Raw genomic sequence first — 20,430 nt, 5'->3', positions numbered from 1 at the left:
TGAGTCTGCCATCTCAACTTAGTCAATCTTTTTCACGCAAATAAAAGGAGCCTGTGCATGTGGGATCATCTCCCTCATCATACATAGGCTCCTTTTGGCTTTCTTTTGATGCAATCCAATTCTTAACTTTTTACCATCTGAGCTGCATGTGTCACCCGGTTTCGTCCTCCGGTTTTGGAGGCATACAGGGCGTTGTCCGCTCTTTGGAACAAGGACTTTTCCGTATCTTCCTCTACTACAGTGGCCGCACCGATACTCACAGTAATGTTATATTCCCCCCAGTCGGCTGAAGCAACCTGTGAACGATATCGTTCTGCAATACCGATCGCCTGCTCCTCTTCACAATCTGGAAGAATGATAACAAATTCCTCCCCACCGTAACGTGCAACCACATCCGTACTTCGCGATACCGATTGCAGCAGCCCTGCCAGATTGCCCAGCACCAGATCTCCGATCGGATGTCCATACGTATCATTAATGCTTTTGAAATGATCAATGTCTACCACCAGAAGGGAGAAATAACGTTGTTTCTCACGGAACATCATCAAGCTTTCAAGCATTTTTTCCTGGAAAAACCTGCGGTTCTTCAATCCTGTCAACAAGTCGGTGGAGGCCAGTGTCTCCAACTGATCATTCACTTTGATTAACGCCTGCTCTTTAATTTTATATTCCTCATGCAGTCGTTCAAGCTCCTTGTTCGCTTCTTGCGTCGCTTGATACAGCTCCTGTAGCTTCGTTTTGGTATGCAAAATATCCTTCTCATGTTCGATTCGCTTACGCATGACTACAACGACACAATCTACCACGCTTTCCCCGTTACGGGTCTGGCGAACACCGTTAAGCAGAACAGGAACAGCCTGCTGATCACGGGTACGGAACGTGAAGTACATCTCGTCCACATGTCCATATAACTGGATGTAGGGATAGAAATACGTATGGAAAAACACCTTGTTGCTTACCGACATGGTGGATTCAATATGTTGCCCTATGAGCTCATCGCGTTCATATCCAAGCATCGTAAGCATAGTTTGATTAATCGACTGTACGACGCCCGAATCAGAGATAGAGAAGTATCCACAGGGAGCCAGATCTAATTGTATATCCATGGAATAACTGCCTTTCTTCCGCGTTTTATGCGCTCGTTAAATAATCCTTAATCATTCGGATGGTTTCTTCCGGTTGACTTAGATGCGGATAATGTCCCTTGGCCGTCATCTGTTGCAATCGGCTATTCTTCAGATGAGCGTGTAAATAATCCCCTACTTCTACCGGGGCAATGCTGTCATCCGAGCACTGAAGAATCAATGTTGGCACAGTTGCCTGCTCCAGATCAATACGACAGTCCGATAAAAACGTCACTTCGGCAAATTGTCTCGCAATATGCGGATCTCTGGAGCAGAAGCTTTTCTCCAACTCTTCCGTCAGCTCTTTCCGTTCCGGATTGTTCATCACAATGGGTGCCAGATAACTCGCCCACCCAATAAAATTCATCTGCATCATCTCAAGCAATTCATCGATATCATTCCGATCGAAACCTCCATAATAATTCGGCAGATCATTCACGTAACGTGGGGAGGGCCCTAACATTATAATTTTATTGAAATATTTGGGGTTCTGAATTGATGCCAGCATACCAATCATACTGCTGACGGAATGCCCTACAAATATGGTGTCCTTTAGCTCAAGCGCTTCCATAATTTCCAGCACATCCTGGGCGTATCCTTGAAGGTTGCTATATTTGACAGCATCATAATAGTTAATTTGAGATTCGCCAGATCCAACATAATCAAACAACACCACACGGTAGTTCTCCATAAAACCTGGAATAATGTAACGCCACATATCCTGATCACATCCAAAACCATGAGCAAATACAATCGTTTGGCTACCCGAGCCAAGTACCTTAACATTATTTCTTACAAGTATATCAACCGTCATTGCATATCACCTCTCCGAGGTAGTATTCACTTGAATCATTTTATCTGGTTATTATACCGGAAAATGTTGGGATATGAATTAAAAATTATTAATAACTTCTCTCACCCACCAAAAAATCATGAACCCCTGCTCTGAATATGCGCTTTACAATCTGACCACCGTCAGGTAAAATCAGTTCAACATGTCGCGCGACAGAGATCAACATTACGGAGGAAAACCATGAGTACTTCAACACATAGCTCTACACCTCAGCAACTCTGGGGAAGATCATTCCTGTTTATCATGTTAGCCAACGCATTATTGTTTATGGCATTTGAAATGTTGCTTCCCACCTTGCCTTTGTTTGTCTCAAGTCTTGGTGGGGAAGCCTCCCAGATTGGGCTTGTTACCGGCGTATTTATGTTTTCCGCCATCTTGATTCGACCCTTCACATCTGTCTTAGCAGCTCGAATAGATAAAAAGGTTCTGTTAATTATCGGTATCACTATCTGTGCATTAATGACTGGCGCATACTACCTATCGTCAGGTATTTGGATGATTCTTGTATTTCGAGTGATCCACGGATTCGGATTTGGTTTGGCAACGACATATTTTGCAACCATTGCCACTGAAAACATACCAAGAGATCGCCGGGGAGAAGGTATGGGGTATTTCGGCGTAGGGGAGACGGTCGCCATATCCATCGGTCCACTGATTGGAACAAGCCTGTTGTTTAGGTACGACTACCAGAGCCTGTTTATGGGTGGCATGTGTATTTTGCTGTTAGCTCTCCTGATGACAGTGTTTGTATCCAGAAAGCCGAAAACAGGGGGTAGTAGCGAGTCCATGCAAACTCATGTCCCTTCGGTGAAACTGATTGAAAAGAAGGTACTCTTCCCTTCCCTTCTCATTATGCTCGTTGGCATTGCAGCTGGTTCAATCATGTCCTTTGTGGCTTTATTCGCCGCCGAAAGAGGGTTCGAGAATATAGCTTGGTTTTTCTTTATCGTCGCCATCGCCAGCTTCGCCGTTCGACTGTTCTCGGGGAAAATGTTTGATCGATGGGGACCAGGTTCCGTGTTGTTGCCTTCTGCCTTGTTTGCAATCGCGGGACTACTGGTTCTGATTATCGCCCAGAGTGATGTGCAATTCCTGATCGCTGGCGCGTTATATGGCTTTGGTTTTGGTGCCATATTCCCGGCGATTCAGACCTGGTGTGTGAATCTTGTAGAAGAACATGAGCATGAAAATGCGATGGCTTCCTTCTTTAATTTTTTTGACCTCGGAATTGGTGGTGGTTCGTTGATCCTGGGCGTGGTTGCTTCTGCATTTTCCTATACGGTGGTGTATGCTATCTCTATAGGCATTTTTGTGGTATATATCTTGTTATATTTGGTATACTCCCAAAAACAGCAGAGGTATACAGCTCGCCAACTGGAGGTAGACATTGAGTAAAAAACGAATCAAGGAAATTGCCATTCAACATTTTAATCGTCTGGGTTACGAGGGGACCAAGATGGCGCAGATTGCCGAAGAGGCAGGCATTCGCAAGCAATCCCTGGCTTATCACTATTCATCTAAAAAAGCGTTATTGCTGGAGTTATATGAGGAAGTTGTGCAGGAGGAACAACAGTTTGTACGCCAATTTTTCAGCGACTCTGTTACCCAAACTCTGGATCAGCAGCTATATGCCTTTTTGCATGAACACAAAAATCGCTTTCTAACTCACCCAAACGTTGCTTTTATGTATATCCTGTCCTTTATCACACCGCTGGAGGTACATGATTTTGTACTGGCCCAGTATCGAACGTACCTCGGGACACTGAAAGAAGAGCTGGCAGCCGTATTTACCAGACATTCCGATATACGCCTGAGTCCGGAAGAAGCCACCGTAGCTTTTGTCACCGTGATGGATGGATTGGATGTACAGCTCGTGTATGAGACACGGCAATCCTATGAACAAGCTTTGGCGAACACCTGGAATGTCTTCTGGTCAGGCATCCAGCGTTAACGGATCAATTACGATTAGACTACACAAATAAGAGGGGCGTCCCACCAGCCATGTTGATGACTTTTGGGACTGCCCCTCTATTTCTTTATTTCACGGTTAGGATCACACGTTGATAATGCTTCAACTGATGCTCTCCATCATCCTGTACTTCGGCAACGATATGAAGAGTATCACCCGATTTGGCATCGTCAGGAACGGTAAATGTCACCGCTTCAGTGTCACTGCCCTGCAATTTTATCGTATCCACCTGCTCATCCTTGGCAAGTTCACGATGTAATCCAAGCTGCAGGTCACCCGCCATTTCAGGCTGAACTTTGTTCGGTGTTACTTTGGAATCCTCATACGTGTCCGCTTCGAAATATCTCCACCACGTATAGGTCAGTTGATCTCCATCCGGGTCTTTACCCTCCGCGTGAAGAGTAACTTCCTCCCCAGGACTTACACTCAGATCCAGCCCTTCCTTAATCGTTAAAGACGGATTATGGTTGGCACCTTCGTAAGTGTCTGAAACTGCCCAGTCTGCACGTGCTGCAAAATCATCCTGCACATCGTCAAACCATCTCATCAGAGAGTATTCGGCTTCATAGCGTTTGGTGTACGGATCGTAATCAAGCACATTGTTTCTAAATAACTTGTCGTTCACAACGCCAAAGCGTCCACCCCAACCGCCGTAGGAAGGGTCTTCCATACTGCGCAGCCCATTATCGATCAGATAAAAGAAGGAAGGAGAGTCACCTTCAGATATAAAATCGTACTTGTCATATTGCGGATTGTTCTTGAGATATTCAGCACTTCCCCGTTGTTCTTCGGCCAGCTCGCCTTCGATCATTTTGCCGTCACCCATCGATGCATACATATCCATCAGCTTGCCATGTCCGTTCAGGATATTCTTGACCATCCAGTCGCCATGAAGCTTACTGTTCACTTCTTCGGCATGCATCTTCCATGCATAGGCAAAATGCCAGAAGTTTGATTGGTCGTTGAGAATACGGATATCCGGCCAATTCTTCGCAATGTATTCGTTGTAACTGTCATCCTGATCCAGAATGATATACAGGACCAGTTTGTCGCTGACTTTTTTGCGGATCGTCTCCCACTCAGCCGTGTCTTTGTACTGTTCCTCAATCGATTTCAGCGCTCTGGCTGTGGTATTGGTGCCACCCCATGTCTGAACAATCAGATCTCGGGAATCATCGTCGAGGAAAAGAGTTTCAAGGAATTCGGAACCTTCCGTTTCCTTCTCCATCTCCCCTTTATCGGAAATATTACCGATCTTGGTCATCGCTCGAAGCTGTTCCGGCTCCGGGTACCCATCCGCATGTTTAGACAAGTTCGGGTAGATCTCGCCATAGGCATCAATCATGTCGTATACCCACTGTGTGCCTGTCCAGCGGAATGGTTGGATCCCTGCTTCCTCATCTCCAGCATAATGATATACCGAACTGGTTAGTACAATTCCGGCAAGGTCCATCTCATTCGAATACAAGAGGAAACGAATCACGGAGTTCATATCATCCACTTCACCGTCGGTTGTAATCACTGTTCTGCCTTTGGCAGCTTGGTTGTTTGCAGGTTCCTGGGTTTCATTCTCTGTCTGTTCTGTCGGCTGATTCGGTGTGTCACTTGCGGTTTGTGGCGCTTTGGATGCACACCCACTAATCACCAGGATGATACTGAGACAACCTGCGGCAAAACCGTTTAACCATTTTCTCTTGTTCATAATGCTCCCCTTTCTTCTGTACAGCGTGATGTTAGTTGGGTTGAAATAAGTACGTCTTCTGTTTTTCTATCCTTAATATGGACCGTAGAATGCAAAAAAACCCGAACAACATTATGAATGGAACAAAGTCCACGCATAGTGATGTTCAGGTTTTGCCTGCCCGAAGCAGTAACAATCCTTATTTGAGTGAAAGTATATCATGTCCACTCATGAATGTAAACGTATTCAAATGTTTTTTTGAATTTATCTTTGATATAGTATAATGCTTATAGCCAAGAATCAAACGAATCGGCCTGTTATTATATCAATGTTATTAGGAGGACTCAGACATCATGCAACAACTGGATGCGGCCTTGAGCCGTTTTGTGGAACAGCAGGATTTATATAATGAAGCTTATGGACTTTTCAAAAATCATGATCTGCGTCCCCGCGAACAACATCACCAGCCGGAAGTGGATACACGAATACCTCTTTCTCCAGAACTTCAGTATCTGTACAGTCATTATGAAATGATGGATGCGGATGCGGAAGGTACACTCAAAATGAAAAATGCCGCCGTCGAAATCGGTGATGCCGCACTGATTTCCTTTGTTGCACCTGAACATCTGCTTCGTCAGCAACTGGGGTTCCGCTGGATTGGCATGAATGAACCTTATGAGGAGTCCTCCACTTGGCCAAAAAATCACGTCGTCATCGCAAACTTTAACGATGATCCGTTAATCGTAGATACTGAATCGCCGAACTCTCCTGTATATGCGGCTTTTACAGGGGGAGAACCTAATCGCGTCGCTGACTCGCTGTCAGACTTTTTCAGTGCACTAGCCATCCTGATTGAAGCGGCGCGCACCTATGCCGGAGAAGTAAAAGATGAAGAAACTTATGAAACCAAGCCCGAGTATCTGGAGCATGTGGAACCTTTATTGCAAGATCTGTTGGGAGATGAGTATACTGCTCATCTTTTCGAATATCTGTCCTTTTGTTAAAACGGTGAATTAAAGGAATTGGAGGGGCGCCCATATGATCTATGTGGCTTTGCTAAGAGGCATTAATGTAGGTGGGAACAATAAAATTAATATGAAGCAGCTGAAAGAAACGTTTGAACAAGCAGGCATGCTGGATGTCGTTACCTACATCAATTCTGGCAATATTATTTTTGCCGATCATCAGGAACGTGCCAATCCGAATGTGGAGATATCCCATGTGTTAGAACAGGCCATCACCACCGATTTTGGTTTACAGATCAGGGTAATGGTGCGGAATATGGATGAAATCCAAAGCGTTATTCAGGCGCTGCCAGAAGAATGGGTTAATGATGACACGGCCAAAAGTGATGTGATGTTCCTTTGGGATGAGATCAATGAGCCCACCGTACTGGACAAGCTGCCCATCAAACCGGAAATCGGCACACTGATTTATGTTCCCGGAGCCATTTTGTATTCAGTCAGCAGAGAGGACGCAGGTAGAAGTGGCATGAACAAGCTTGTCGGATCCAAAGTATATGCCTATATGACGGTTAGAAACGTGAATACCACACATAAGATCTATGCCCTGATGCAAGCAGCAGCAGAGAAATAACTCGGAACCAGCACAATGGATAGTCAGTTATATATCGTCCAATTCATATGACAAATAAAGCATGCAGAAACATCCTTATGGATGTCTCCTGCATGCTTTTCACCATGTAAGGAAACTATTTTTTCCACTGTGTATTAGTCAATTTGAATGCGTCTGCGAGATTGTTCATCACCAGGACGTTTCGGAATCTCGAGCTTGAGCACACCTTCTTCCAATCTGGCCTTAATGTGCTCCTCATCAATATGATCAACATAGAATCGCCGGATAAATTCGCCGGAACGGCGTTCTTGCCGTATGATTCGATTGGAGTCATCCTTCTGCTCCACTATATCATTGCGTTTGGCACGAATAATCAATTCATTACCTTGAACCTGAATGTCTATATCCTCTTTGGCAATGCCCGGAAGCTCGGCTTCTACCGAATATTTGTCTTCTTCCTCACGAATGTCGGTCCGGAATGGCTGGGAGCCAGTTCCAAAAGGGGAGAGGAATGAGTTCTCAACCATGTCATTGAAGGATTTCAACATGTGTCCGAACGGGTCTTCATTTCGTTTACGAAACGGAATCAGATCAAACATGAAAATCAGCTCCTTTTGTGTGGTTGGTTTATTGGTGTTGCTTACATTGATTATTATAATACCCGTACAAATAAGGCTCAAAGTCCGTAAAAGACGAAAAAAACGATTTTCTTTCATCATGGTTCACTATTTTAAAATAGATCCTTTTTTCTTTTATTTTGACCTTATTTGATCTTCTGACTTTGTCTGACTATAACGAATGAGTGGGGTCCACTACGTTATGGGATTGATTCTTTCGCATTCCCAGCATCATGATTGCCAGCAAGACAACCAGAACAGCTACGAGCATAAATGGAACATGTTTGTCCACCTGATAAAGTGTCGTTGTAAGTAAAGGCGTAATGACGGCGGATATCCCCTGAATCGCTGCTACCAATCCCGCTGCACCTCCCTGCTGTTCTTTGCTAACTGCCAGCGAAGCACCTGCCATGAACCCGGGCATCATCAGACCTGCACCCATGCCAAACAGGAAAAACGAGAAATAATACATGGATAACACATTGAAAACCAAAAACAGGATCATGCTTGCGATGAGGAAAAGGGAACCGAGCAAAATCATCGGACGTGGCTGCCATTTCAACCATTTCATCTGAATGACCTGCATGATCAACATCGCTGCTCCAGAGAACATGAGTCCAAACGAAACCATTCGGGCCGTCGCCGCTGAGGATAGAGCCAGTTGATCCTGAAAATAAAATCCCCCGACAACCTGTAGTGTCATGATACCCATCATCGTGACCAAGCCGGCAGCAAGGTACATTCGTAAACCACGTTGGAACGGGTTGACTTTAGGCGGTTTTGCCTGAATGACCGGTTTGGCTGACGGGATTAACAACAAGGCAATAATAAACGCAGCTATCGCTATAAAAATGCCAAAATAAAGCGGCCAGAGCAGACCGATAAGGGTAAAAGCTCCTGCAATCGCAGGTCCAAATACAAGGCCAAGTCCATTCGCAGCACTGATAATCGCCATCCCGCTTCCCCGCTCCTTCCCTTCTGTCACATCACCCATATAGGCCTGGGCAGAAGAAAGTACAGCCGGAATAAACATACCGATCAGACTGCGCGTCACAATCAGAAGAGTTAATAACACGCCCCCTCCGATCCATGCATTCAATCCCCCGTACAATGCCAGTGCAAATAATGCACAGCTCACAGACATACCTATAAATCCAATCAATATGATTGATTTTCTTCCTCTTATATCACTCCATCTGCCCCATACCGGAGCCATGACAGCCATCATAATGGACCCTAGCGAGATAATAAGACCGGAATGGCTTTCTTTCATGCCCAACTCGCGAATAAGCGGCGGCATTATGGGTGCAATCAGCATCAGACCCAACATGGCTGCAAATACGCTAAAAAAAATACTTCCTCTGATTCGGTTCATGCTCATACACTCCTCTATATTTCAGTACAGTACCCACTGTACCTGGAGTATACAAGGCTGAGAGAATCCCCACTGCCTCTATACGGAACAATTCACGGCAAGCCGGATTTATTAATAAATCTTTTTCATCTCGGAAGGCTTCACGCCGAATTTGCGATAAAATTGCTGCGAAAAGGCACTGACATTGCTGTAACCGACCGCAATCGCGGCCTCGGTGACGTTGTTATTCTGATTGCGCAGCAACTTCATGGCGTTGTCGAGACGAACCTGACGCAAATATTCGAACACCGTGCTTCCGAAAAGTGCCTTGAATCCTTTTTTTAATTTAAAATCGTTAAGACCCACCTGTCTGGACAATGCTAGCAAAGATGGAGGATCTACCATACAAGCCTCCATAATCTCCCGTGCCGTATGTAACTTCCGGATGTCCTCTCTGGAGAATCCCGCGGGGATTGGCGCCAGATCAAACAATTGGATCATAAATCGATTAAAGATTTCCAACGCTGTCGCTTCCATCATTAAGGATGATCGATAACTGTTGTTTAATTCTACAATCAAACTGTCGATCATCGTTCGTATCCGGTTATCCAATTGAAATACAATTGGCTTGAACACTTTTCGCCCTAACACCTGATTAAACGCAATCGGCTTGAAACTGCCTAGTTGCGCCGCAGCATAATTGAACAGAGAAACCGGAATCCCCAGCGAAAAGGACGTATACAGCTCCCTTGCTGGAGGATGAAACCACGCTTCGAAATCATGCATAAAAATAAGGGCCCCTTGCCCTATCGATAATGAATAATCCTGACCGGATATATCCACATTTCGCTCTCCTGACAAGGCAAATTGCAATTCCACAATGGGCGTTTCGGATGCAAAATACGTTGGATACGGCTGATGATATTCAACCTGGGAATATAAAATCTCAATGCCACTGTATGTCGTTACTCTTTTAATATTGCCACTTCCCGCCTTGGGAGAGAGCAGATACGTGTGTTCATCTTGCTGACTGTAAGGTTCCTGGGTCAGGTAATGCTGATATACTACGCCTAATGCATCATCCGTGCGCACGGGTATTCACCTCGCCTATATCTTGATCAGACTTGTCAGTAAAGAAAGCCTGAATTAATTGATAATGATTCTCAATTATAATTCTAGCGTATTTTCTTCTGTTCGACCAGTCCTATATATATGAAGGTTCACGTCTGCTTTTTTCTTCATGTGGCAACATCATTTTATACGCTAACTTACATATCCAATTTGGAAAAATATCTCTTATCTAACCTTTTACACAAATCGCAGACTTCTCTTACCTCACCTTAACATTAGCTCCCTATACTAAAACAATTGTATAACTCATTACACACGAAACGATAAAGGGGATCTGGAACATTGAAAAAGAGAAATCAATGGCTTGCCGTTCTGTCGATGACTGCCATTCTTACCGCAGGAGCAACCAGCTACACATCCATGATTCATGCCGCTGACGCAACTAAAACTACCAATGATCATGTCGTACTGCGTACAGCCATCCAAAATATGCAGGGTACGGTCACATGGAACGGAAGCAGTCGCAGTGTTGATATCCAGATCGCAGATACTAAAGTACAACTTCCAATAGGAACGTCTTCAGCCACCATCAACGGTGTGAAAACTCCTTTGGACAGTAAAAGTTACATCACCAAAGGTACAACGTATGTATCTTCCCAAACGCTAAAATTAATTACGGATCAACTGATCCTGAAACAAAATAAAACCGGTTTTGAACAGACCGCATCGTTTCAGATGCCCGGTGGCAAAGCAGAAATATCAGCCTCCACGCCAGATGGACAGCGCCTGCTCGTAACCGAAGCGGACAATGGTAGCATTGCCATACTGGATATTGCTGACTTGAAAAACATTAACGTATTAAAGACAGTCAGCTTCCATGACCTTTCCGCCAAAGCTGAAGTCACAAGCGTAACCGTGTCCAAAGATGGTAAATACGGTCTTGCTGTTATTCGTACAGGGGATACAGACAGTGAAGCAAACAAAGGATTGCTTGCCATTGTGGATCTGACAACCTACAAAACCGTCAAAACGTATGAACTGGGCATTGGTCCTGACTCGATTGCACTGTCAACTGACGGTCTGCATGCGGTGATCGCGATAGAGGATGAGGAGCTGAATAAAGCTACCGATGAAATTGACTATGCCAACACCAAACGTCCGGGTAGCATTATGGTAGTATCTTTTGCTGGCGGGAACGTATTGGAGGGCGAGATCACCAACTTACCGGTCTCTCTGGACAATGTAGATGGCGCCATCTATCCGCATGATCCACAACCAGAGTATGTTGCCATTAGTCCAGATAGTAAAACAGCAGCCATCACGCTACAGGAAAACAATGTCGTTGCCATTGTAGATCTGGAGACAAAAAAAATCAGCTCATTCTTCGCTCTGGGTACCACTTCACATCAAGCAGATCTGAAAGATGATGGTATCGTTCAGTTTAAAGAGACGTTGACCGCTCGTTATGAGCCGGATGGGATTGCTTTCTCGGCAGATGGTAAATACCTGCTGACAGCCAATGAAGGGGACTTGGGCAAGAATGAATTTGAGGATAGTGTAAAAGCAGGCGGACGTAATATTGCTGTCTGGGATCTGCAAGGCAAGCGGATGTATGATAGCCAGAACCTCATTGACGAGGCAACTGCCATGGTTGGCTTGTATCCCGATGATCGCAGTCCCAACAAGGGCAGCGAAGTTGAGAACCTGACCGTTGCTACTGTAGACGGCACTACGTATGCAGCCGTAGCTTCCGAAAGGGCAGATGCCATTTTGTTCTTTGATCTTGCTGATCCGGTCAATCCGGACTACCTGGGTCTGATTCCTACAGCCGGAGAATCACCAGAGGGAATTCATCGTGTTAACGGACGTAGCCTGTTTGTGAGTGCAGATGAAAGCACCGGAACACTTAGTTTTTTTGCCAAGAAATAGATCTCGAAAATGCCCCTCTACCTTTTCAAAGGCTTTGAGGGGCATTTCTCTAAACTTGAGTTAGATTATTACTACTCAATAAAAAAATATTAATTATAATGAAATGGATAATACTCAATTAATTTGACTATTTAAACCATTTGAGATATAATTATGGAATAGTTTTACATAATTATATTTTAGGAGGTATTTTTTTGAAAAAAATATTTAAAACTCTACTTATTATCGTATTAGTTTTCAGCTTCAGTACGAATGTTTTCGCCGCAGAATCTGCTGAAACACCAAGTAAGGTAGTCTTAACAGATACAGAAGCAGCGGAATTATTAAGTAATCTAACTGAGCTTGATGCAAACCAGACTATTATTAAAGATAATTCTTCATCTGATGTATATTCAACACTGGCTGCTTCAAGTGCAGTATGGCAGTTTGAATCTTTAGCAAAAAACGGACTTTACAATACAGGTCAAACTATTACCGTGTCTGAACGAGGACAATACAAAATCACAGCGGTACAATGGGCAGACAGTTTACAACTGGTTCGCAGCCCTACAGTTTCATACATTTTTGCCAATCCTAATAACGGTTCTACTATTGCGGAAGGTTACATTTTTGGTAATCATACTCATACTAACACTAGTACACAAGTAACGGTACCACAAGGAACATACCGGATATATGTTTACAATCATAGCAGCTACAGTGTTTCAGGGAATGGAAATATCAGTAGAGACCTTTAATACTATATCAGAAAGAAAAAACATTCACTTATGTAACCACACCAGTACTTGTTTAATCTATCATATTTATTATATCTTGAATGGACAGTAGAGTTATTCTACTGTCCATTTTAATTTAAATTCACGTTAAGTTGATTTGTTGACTAATTTTATTCCCAGAAGAAACGACCTGCGAACACTTTTTCCGTCAACAGTTTATACGTTTCTTCAGGCAATTCTTTTTTCATCTTTGCCCTAACGGCGTCTTTGCCTTGGTTATATTGTGTCGACATGCCAATCTCTGCCGTTGTATTGCTTGCATCCAGACGCATGATTGGGGCTTGAGCATCTTTCGTCCAAGGTGTCCATGCCGCTAGATCAGGTGATCCACCCGTACCTGGATTGCCTGTGTACAGGAACTGCTTCAGATACGCTGCCATCGCGGCGGACAACTGATCACGTCCTGGTTTGTTTGTATCGCTAAAGTACCCATCAGGGAAATAGGCAGCAATTCCGTCTGCGTGTCCTGTATAGAAGTCCATATCCGCACCATGTGGTGCACCCAGTAACGTTAGCAAACGCTCAGAGATGACCCCAGGTTGTGTGCCCCATGCAAAACGATACGCATATACCGGTGGCTGACCTGCTTCATTTGTCAAATGCTCCGCTACACGCTCTGCATTAAAGCCTGCATAAGCTTCGCTTCCGTATTTCAACGCAGCAGCATATTGTTCCGCCTTGGTTTTATCAGTAAACAGAGTCTCATCTGCGATGGATGGAGCGAAGTTCGGATCACCGAAGGCAAAACCGGAGAACTCCGTTTCCAGGCTGCCGAGCAATACAGGGACTTTCGTGTAATTGCCATTATTGATGGCGTCAAATCCTTCTTTTGGAATCACTGTACCATCTCTGAACAGATGCGGAAATGGGTCCATACGGATTGCCGTTGCGCCAAAAGCAGTGACCAACTTGTCCGCAGGAAGTGCACGCAGATAGCTCTCCAGCTGTGCCTGAGATTGCTTGCCAATCCATGCTTTTGCTTCTTCTGCATTAGCCGCTTTCCCCTCTTGCACGAGTAGCTTCACAAGCACATCCTCGGATTTTTGCTCGCCTTCTTCCGGTGATGCTGTCGTCAATCCTCCGCTGAAAGCAACTGCTTTTTGATACAATCCTTTGCTAAGTGGAGAGATCAGAGTTGCCAGCACATCACGTGCACCAGCAGATTGTCCGGCTAATGTAACATTGCCTGTATCTCCGCCAAAACCTTCGATATTATCCTGCACCCACTCCAATGCACGGAATGCGTCAAGCAGACCATAGTTACCTGAGTCATCCAGGGCATTGCCTGTTTTCAGTGCTGCATTCTCGAAGAATCCAAGGGCTCCCAAACGGTAATTCACGGAAATGATGATGCTGTTGGTGCTCCGTGCAAGCTGTTCACCCTGAAAATCTTTGCCTGATCCGGTCATATTCCCGCCGCCGTGCAGGAACACCATAACCGGAAGTTTCGAACTGGTTGTGTCGGGACGCCAGATATTGAGATACAGCGAATCCTCGCTTCCTGCTGTAGTCTTGCCGGAGATCTGCAAGCTGTTCGCTGCAAATTCCTTAGCCGATCTGGTTCCTGTCCATGCTTCTGGTTCTTGCGGGGCTTTCCAGCGCAGTTCCCCTACCGGAGGTGCCGCGTAAGGAACACCAAGCCAGCCGAGCGTGCCATATTGCTCATAGGTTTTGCCATCAATCGCGCCATACTTGGTCTGTTGCACCGTTTGAGGTTTGAACGACCCAGCTTCTTTATGTTTCAACCAACTCTGCTCCAAAGTTCCACTGCCATTCTTGAGCTGTATCTGCAAAGCCTGTGCGGTTGCCTCTGCCATCAGGCGGTTGGTAAGTTGACTCGCTCCCTTCCCTTGAAGCGCCATGATTCCTTTCCCAGCCGCATAGGTGGAAGCCGCTCCCTGCTCATAATCCGTACCTGCTTCATATCCAAGCACCTTCAGCAGCATTTCGGCATACCCTTCCGCTGTAAGTGGTGCATTAGGTTCAAACGTATCTGTTCCTGTTACGATCTCAGACACATACGGATGCTGCTTCAAGTAACCAACGACCGGTTGCAATACTTTGCCTGCCTGAGCCGCATCGTCGTACGTTTCCGATCCCTGATAAGCGAGTGCTTCTTTCTCCAATCCGGACAAACGCAAGTAAAGTACTGCGGCCTGAATGCGTGTTGCCTTTTTGTTCAAATAAGCTGCATTAACACCTTGACCGCTGCCGCGAATAAGCTCGGATTGGATCAGCTTGTCCATCGCTGCAGAAGAAGTAGGTCCTGTATTGCCTGCTGCATAAGCTGGTAGAGCGGATACACATAACCCCAGAATTGTTGCTACAGCAATCGAACGTTTAATAGTTTTCATGTCATAAATCTCCTCGCTGTCCAATAGTGTGTGATGGGATAATTTCATTGGAAATGTTCAGTTGAAATGCGTATCTAAGAATCAGTATTCCAATGTCTGGATGAGTCTATATCTCTATTTAGGAAAAATTAAATCTGCTGCGCTCCTTTCTGCTTGAAATATCTGCTACGGCGCTTACGGTCATGCCATCAGGCATTTTTTTATATAAAAAAAACCTGAACCGAAGGCAAACAGACATCGCTTTAGCGTGGTCTACTGCCCTCAATTCAGGTTTTGCCTGCAATCAGTAACAACCCTGAGGAATGAGGTTCATTCCATATGAAAATGTAAACGCAATTAATCGTTTGATGAACAAAGAAACAACGAATGAACTGACACAGGTATTGCCCTAAACACGGTTACAATCCTGTTGTTATGGTGATGTTAGCACATAATGTAAGCGTTCGCAATACCTTTTTTTAATCGTCATCATACGATCTCCGATAGGGGCAACAATAAAAACCCGCATTCTCATGCGGGTTTGAACTTAACTTACATCATGATGATTTGCACCGCTATCTCTTAATCCCTCAATATCTGCTAGCCTACTTCTCTGGTTGTCTACAGCGTGCGTGCCAACTTCTCCAGCAGTTCCACCGCAGGGGCCAACACCGCTTCATCAATATCAAATTCAGGATGATGATGCGGAGCAGGCAACTCGCTGCCAACAATCATATACGTAGCTCTGCCACCTTGCTCCTGTACTCGCCGAATCATATAACTGGCATCCTCGCTGCCGAGAGCAGCACTGTCCGATATGGCCTCTGCATGGGTGAAACCAGCGATGCCTTCCGCTTGCTGAACCGCAAGCTCTGCAAGTTCCATATCACATTGAATCGGAATGGCACTTCCAACCACCTCAACGGTAGCGGTTAGTTCGTGCATGGCCGCACTATGCTCAATGATGTGTCGCACGCGACGCTCCAGCTCCCGATTCGTTTCTTCACTCGTCGAACGCGTCTCAATAACCATACGGGCATGCTCAGCAATAATATTGGCTCCTGTTCCACCTTCCAGAATGCCTACATTAATCCGGGTATCTGCCGAACTGAACCGGGGAAGTGCATGAATGTTAAGCATGGCGGTCGCTGCGCCAAGCAGCGCATTCCGCCCTTCCTCCGGGGAAGCCCCTGCATGGGAAGATACACCGGTGAAGTGTGCTTCCAGCTTGGTCGTTGCCAGGAATCCGGCAGACGCACCTCTGATATGACCGGATGGCACACCGGTACCCAAGTGCATACAGAATAGGCGATCCACCTGTTCCAGCATTCCTTTTTCGACCATGGCATATGCCCCGCGCACACCTTCTTCAGCAGGTTGGAACAACAGCCGGATCTTGCCAGCGAACTTCCGGTTACTCAACCGTTCTGCAAGCGCCAATCCAATCGTTGTATGTCCATCGTGTGCACAAGCGTGCATAATGCCTTCATGACTGGAACGAAATTGTCCCGCTTGCGGTGCGTGTTGCTCCAACTTGCTCTCACGGATTGGCAGTGCATCCATATCGAAGCGGAATGCCGTCGTTGGTCCATCCTGCTCCCCTTGAAGTTCAGCAACAACGGCAGTGAATCCACCTCGCATCTGCTCCACAATCACCGGATCTGCACCTTCCCGGAGGGCACGCTGATATGCATCTTCCAACACTTCCGGCTTGGGCAGACCTCGCCGTGATGTGTCGTCGATCGCATCTTTTCCATAAGTGACGCTATACCCAAGTTCCGTCAGCATCTGCACCACTTTGGTCGCAGTACGAAATTCCGTGAATCCCAGTTCAGGATGTTCATGCAGATCCCGACGAAGCGCGATAATATCCATCATGTGTCATTCCCCTCTCTCTAACCTCTATCTATTTCATCGTGCATACAGTTCTACATACTCATTCAACGTTAGGAGTCACTAAGCCTGCTCCTGTGGATCTCCTACAGTCTTGCGTTTACTCCCGGACCAAGTGGCAGGTTGAAGACATACCATAGAATGACCATAACCACCCACACCGAGAAGAAAGCAATCGAATACGGCAAAATCAGTGAATAATACGTTCCCAGCTTCGCGTCTTTACGATACCCCTGCAGAAATCCTACGAACAGCGGTACAAACGGTGATACTGGAGCCAAGGGAATAACGACCGAGTCCGATACCCGGAAAATAACCTGAGTGAATGCCGGATGGAATCCAAGCAGCATCATCATTGGAATAAACACCGGGGCAAGAATCGACCAGATCGCTGATCCGCTTGCAATAAACATTGTCAGCAATGCCGACAGGAAGATCAGCCCGATCACCACGGGAATGCCGTTAATGCCCGTCTTTTCCAGTAAATCCGTGATCGTAAGTGCCAGAAACTTGCCCATGTTGCTCCAGTTGAACATCGCCACGAATTGAGACAGCGGGAACACCATCACGATAAATCCAGCCATCGTTTTGATCGGTTCAATGAGCAGTTTCGGCAGATCGTTCTGGTTTTGGATCACTTTCACTTTAATGCCGTAAGTCAGTGCTACGGTAAAGAAGAACAGTAAAATGACAGGAACAATCCCGGCCAGGAAAGGCGAACCCATGACACTTCCCGTTTCAGGGTTACGAAGCACCCCATTGGAAGGCACGACCATGAATGCAATCACGGCGATAAAAAGCAATGCTGCGATTCCCGCTGCACGTAGTGCCCGGTTCTCTTCAGGTGTCGGCGCTTCGAGCTTGTACACCCGCTCCCCTTCGTAACGGCCCAGGCGTGGTTCCAGGAATTTGTCAGTCATGAACCCGGCAACGAGGGTCAGCACAATAACCGAAGCGGACATAAAGTACCAGTTATCCAGAACCGTAACACCCACATTGGGATCTACAGAGGCCGCAATCTCGGTACTGATGCCTGACAACAATACATCCGTGGTCACAATGAGCATATTGGCTGTAAAACCTGCACCCACACCAGCAATCGCGGCAATCAATCCGGCAACCGGATGTCTGCCTACCGCAAGAAAGATCAGCGCTCCAAGCGGAGGCATGATCACAAGCGCTGCGTCTGAGGATACATGGCTGAAGAACGCGATGAAAATAACGAGATAACTGGCGTAACGCGCAGGTACCCGAACAGCCATTTTACGCATAACCGCTTCGAGAAGCCCCACCTTCTCCGCCAGACCAATGCCCAGCACCAGAGCCAGGATGGAAGCCAGTGGTTTGAAATCGGCAAAGTTCTTGACCACATTCGGCAACAGCCACTGAATCCCCTCTCTGCTCAGCAAGTTCTTGACGTGTACTTGCTCCCCATCAATCGGGTTATGTGCCGTCGCATTAAAGAGTGATAACACCAATGTGGCAACCATCAGGGCGATAATGAGATAGATAAACAATAAAAACGGATTGGGAAGCTTATTCCCTACTTTCTCTACCCAACCAAAAAGTCCTGTGTTCCCCTGTCTGTCCGCATTCACCATGCAAACTCCCCCCCTGACTGTGATGGAACTGCCTCTGGATTGACTGAACAAGTCTGATGAGGTCTTGTCCCCGTTAGCAGATCATTAACGTACATTTAACGAAAATGTCGTAATTTTAGGACATTATATAATTAACTCCACATAAAGTTCAATACCTGTGTTATGTATTTTAACACTTGTAAATAAAAAAACCGCTGATCCACGCTTGTGTTCTTGTCCTTTCCACACGGACATGAGACATAAGGTTGCATCATCGGTTTTATTGTTTCGTTCTATGTTCGTTAACCTAACGCAGAAGACGATAACGGTTACTAGGCCTTCCCCGCCTTGTATTCAGCTCATTGCCAGCAATTTCAGCCAGTGCAAATGCGGTAAGGCTACCCATAATTCGTTGTACGTGCCTGATGGTCATGGACAGTCCGGAAGCCAACTCACCGGCTGTAAATTCTTCTTTGCCCATTCGACGTATGTATGCCTTTATTTTCTGGAATGTACGGATACTGACGCCTGCCTTGTTCAATTGTTCCAATAGTTCGATGTCGCTTGAATACGTTTCGTAGGATAATTCTTGGTCCTCTCCTGCCGCCTCCACAATGGTTCCATCCGTCTCATAGATAATGATTCGTCCGGCTTCATCATCCTTGGCATACTGGATGGCTTTGCGTGCATGACGTTCGGCATCGAACGCCGTCTCCCCGAATCCAATTCCGGCAAAGGAGGGCAAGTCTGTATCCAGCTCCAACTGATGCATGGTCGAATGCAGTGATTCCATATTACGAGCCATTACACCTCTTGAACCATACATCAGATATCTCCCGGTGCCGTCTTGATGAAGAGATCCATCGATTTGTTCACAGTGTCGTAGCAGTACGCCCTTGATCTTCAGCTCCATATGCTGCAACTGGTAACGCTCGGTCGATTGTTCGCCAGCTTCATGCAATCGATCGATCTCAATCATGAGTACACCAATCTGACTGTCCTTGAACGCGGAACTGCGAATCTGTTCAATCAGCATGCGTACGGCTTGCACCGTTTCCTGCTTGGTTGAATCAATTTTGAAGACAGGTACCCCACGTTCCAACAGGCCTTCATACACCGCATACAGACATGTAATCGCTGCTTTGGTAAGCCCCTCCTGCCAATGCTGGACGTGAAACTCAATCATGGCTCCCACATCATAATCGATAGAAAACACGTATTTACGTAATTGTTCCTGCGAGAAATCCAGCTCTTCCAGGCTGTCCATCAGCCCCCAGCTCTCGTTATCTGTCATATCAATGGAGATATCTTTCACCGGACTGTCCAAGGTGTAGACGGCTTGAAGCATCGCCTTATACAAGCTTGCCCCTGTAGGAGGGCAGTATATCGCATGTTCTTTTTCAAGAAGTACAGCTTGGGCACTCAGATAAGGAATCGGCCCCGTAAATACCCACCCGTGTACATTCTCCCGATTTCGTCTAATAATGTCTCCTGTTTCTCTTGCATGTTCATAGGCGTATAGCTCATAGCTCGCCCCCAGATTGTGACCCAGCAGCGCACGCATGGTTCGCTCAATGGACGGCTTCGGTCCTACAATTCCGATACGATACATTCACAGACCTCTCCTTCTTCCACTCCACAATGCCAAAATAAATAGTGACTTCTGGCGCGGTCA

General features: G+C 46.0%; 16 protein-coding genes. 6 read left to right on the top strand and 10 right to left on the bottom strand.

From position 1 onward, the window contains the following. Positions 1-122: 122 nt before the first annotated feature. Both QF041_RS28950 and QF041_RS28945 read right to left on the bottom strand, forming a co-directional pair. The gene (locus tag QF041_RS28950; protein ID WP_307416598.1) at positions 123-1,106 is read right to left on the bottom strand and encodes a sensor domain-containing diguanylate cyclase; all 984 of its coding nucleotides are present in this window, start codon (positions 1,104-1,106) and stop codon (positions 123-125) included. A 25-nt stretch (positions 1,107-1,131) separates the two neighbouring features. Further along, a complete protein-coding gene (locus tag QF041_RS28945; RefSeq protein WP_150365994.1) occupies positions 1,132-1,938 on the bottom strand; it encodes an alpha/beta fold hydrolase in 807 nt (268 codons plus the stop codon). A 219-nt stretch (positions 1,939-2,157) separates the two neighbouring features. On the opposite strand from QF041_RS28945, the gene QF041_RS28940 reads away from it, so the two are divergent. Both QF041_RS28940 and QF041_RS28935 read left to right on the top strand, forming a co-directional pair. Next, a complete protein-coding gene (locus QF041_RS28940) occupies positions 2,158-3,372 on the top strand; it encodes an MFS transporter (RefSeq protein WP_307416597.1) in 1,215 nt (404 codons plus the stop codon). Beyond that, on the top strand, positions 3,365-3,928 hold the full coding sequence (locus tag QF041_RS28935; RefSeq protein WP_307416596.1) for a TetR/AcrR family transcriptional regulator: 564 nt from the start codon (positions 3,365-3,367) through the stop codon (positions 3,926-3,928). Before QF041_RS28940 ends, QF041_RS28935 begins: the two co-directional genes overlap by 8 nt. A gap of 85 nt (positions 3,929-4,013) precedes the next feature. Here the strand turns inward: QF041_RS28935 and QF041_RS28930 are convergent, their stop codons facing one another. Then, positions 4,014-5,648, bottom strand: a complete 1,635-nt coding sequence (locus QF041_RS28930) for a DUF1593 domain-containing protein (RefSeq protein ID WP_307416595.1) — start codon at positions 5,646-5,648, stop codon at positions 4,014-4,016. A gap of 332 nt (positions 5,649-5,980) precedes the next feature. Between QF041_RS28930 and QF041_RS28925 the strand changes: the two genes are divergently transcribed. Then, positions 5,981-6,631 carry a hypothetical protein gene (locus tag QF041_RS28925; protein ID WP_307416593.1) on the top strand — a complete coding sequence of 217 codons (651 nt, stop codon included), beginning with the start codon at positions 5,981-5,983 and terminating at the stop codon, positions 6,629-6,631. Between the two features lie 34 nt (positions 6,632-6,665). After that, positions 6,666-7,223 carry a DUF1697 domain-containing protein gene (locus QF041_RS28920; RefSeq protein WP_307416592.1) on the top strand — a complete coding sequence of 186 codons (558 nt, stop codon included), beginning with the start codon at positions 6,666-6,668 and terminating at the stop codon, positions 7,221-7,223. Positions 7,224-7,357: 134 nt separating this feature from the next. On the opposite strand, the gene QF041_RS28915 is transcribed toward QF041_RS28920, so the two are convergent. From QF041_RS28915 to QF041_RS28905, 3 genes are all read right to left on the bottom strand, one after another. Beyond that, positions 7,358-7,801, bottom strand: coding sequence for an Hsp20/alpha crystallin family protein (locus QF041_RS28915; protein WP_307416591.1), 444 nt, complete (start codon positions 7,799-7,801; stop codon positions 7,358-7,360). A 190-nt stretch (positions 7,802-7,991) separates the two neighbouring features. Beyond that, complete coding sequence (locus QF041_RS28910) at positions 7,992-9,194, bottom strand: MFS transporter (protein ID WP_307416590.1); 1,203 nt, start codon at positions 9,192-9,194, stop codon at positions 7,992-7,994. A gap of 111 nt (positions 9,195-9,305) precedes the next feature. Next, positions 9,306-10,265 carry a helix-turn-helix transcriptional regulator gene (locus tag QF041_RS28905; RefSeq protein ID WP_307416589.1) on the bottom strand — a complete coding sequence of 320 codons (960 nt, stop codon included), beginning with the start codon at positions 10,263-10,265 and terminating at the stop codon, positions 9,306-9,308. Positions 10,266-10,586: 321 nt separating this feature from the next. Between QF041_RS28905 and QF041_RS28900 the strand changes: the two genes are divergently transcribed. Next, a complete protein-coding gene (locus tag QF041_RS28900; protein ID WP_307416587.1) occupies positions 10,587-12,173 on the top strand; it encodes a choice-of-anchor I domain-containing protein in 1,587 nt (528 codons plus the stop codon). A gap of 194 nt (positions 12,174-12,367) precedes the next feature. Further along, on the top strand, positions 12,368-12,910 hold the full coding sequence (locus QF041_RS28895) for a hypothetical protein (RefSeq protein WP_307416586.1): 543 nt from the start codon (positions 12,368-12,370) through the stop codon (positions 12,908-12,910). A 149-nt stretch (positions 12,911-13,059) separates the two neighbouring features. Here QF041_RS28895 and QF041_RS28890 read toward each other — a convergent pair whose 3' ends face one another. The 4 genes from QF041_RS28890 to QF041_RS28875 form a co-directional block, all read right to left on the bottom strand. Further along, entirely contained in the window at positions 13,060-15,303 is a 2,244-nt protein-coding gene (locus QF041_RS28890) for a carboxylesterase/lipase family protein (RefSeq protein WP_307416585.1), read from the bottom strand. Between the two features lie 600 nt (positions 15,304-15,903). Continuing rightward, positions 15,904-17,160, bottom strand: a complete 1,257-nt coding sequence (locus QF041_RS28885) for an amidohydrolase (RefSeq protein WP_307416584.1) — start codon at positions 17,158-17,160, stop codon at positions 15,904-15,906. 101 nt (positions 17,161-17,261) lie between these two features. Continuing rightward, on the bottom strand, positions 17,262-18,776 hold the full coding sequence (locus tag QF041_RS28880; protein WP_307416583.1) for an AbgT family transporter: 1,515 nt from the start codon (positions 18,774-18,776) through the stop codon (positions 17,262-17,264). Between the two features lie 286 nt (positions 18,777-19,062). Next, positions 19,063-20,367, bottom strand: a complete 1,305-nt coding sequence (locus QF041_RS28875) for a hypothetical protein (RefSeq protein WP_307416581.1) — start codon at positions 20,365-20,367, stop codon at positions 19,063-19,065. Between the last annotated feature and the right edge of the window lie 63 nt (positions 20,368-20,430).

The organism is Paenibacillus sp. W2I17 (assembly GCF_030815985.1).
GTDB lineage: Bacteria > Bacillota > Bacilli > Paenibacillales > Paenibacillaceae > Paenibacillus.
This window is presented reverse-complemented; position numbering and strand designations above follow the sequence as displayed.